Here is a 376-nt window from a genome sequence, read left to right as displayed (position 1 = left end):
TGTGGTGATGATGGCTTGAAGGATACACCTGTACCCATGCCGAACACAGAAGTTAAGCTTCAACACGCCGAAAGTAGTTGGGGGATCGCTCCCTGCGAGGATAGGACGTTGCCACGCTCAAGCAAGCTTTGGCACCTGGTCTTTGTGCCGGGGCTTGGATACTGGAGAGTTGTCCGAGCTGGCCGAAGGAGCATCATTGGAAATGATGTATACGGGTTAAAGCCTGTATCAAGGGTTCGAATCCCTTACTCTCCGTTATTATGACCCGTTAGTCAAGTGGTTAAGACACCAGCCTTTCACGCTGGTATCGTGGGTTCAAATCCCGCACGGGTCACTTTTGGAGGATTAGCTCAGTTGGGAGAGCATCTGCCTTACA

2 tRNA genes and 1 rRNA gene are annotated in these 376 nt (G+C 51.3%); all 3 read left to right on the top strand.

Annotation, left to right across the window (positions count from 1 at the left end):
* The 3 genes from rrf (at position 1) to H5S39_RS02360 (ending at position 334) form a co-directional block, all read left to right on the top strand.
* Positions 1-117: ribosomal RNA gene (gene rrf, locus H5S39_RS02370) — 5S ribosomal RNA — on the top strand.
* A 46-nt stretch (positions 118-163) separates the two neighbouring features.
* A tRNA-Ser gene (locus H5S39_RS02365) sits at positions 164-255 on the top strand.
* A 7-nt stretch (positions 256-262) separates the two neighbouring features.
* Positions 263-334, top strand: a tRNA-Glu gene (locus H5S39_RS02360).
* The last annotated feature ends 42 nt before the right edge of the window (positions 335-376 follow it).

The organism is Limosilactobacillus rudii (assembly GCF_014145455.1).
Classification (GTDB): domain Bacteria; phylum Bacillota; class Bacilli; order Lactobacillales; family Lactobacillaceae; genus Limosilactobacillus; species Limosilactobacillus rudii.
This window is presented reverse-complemented; position numbering and strand designations above follow the sequence as displayed.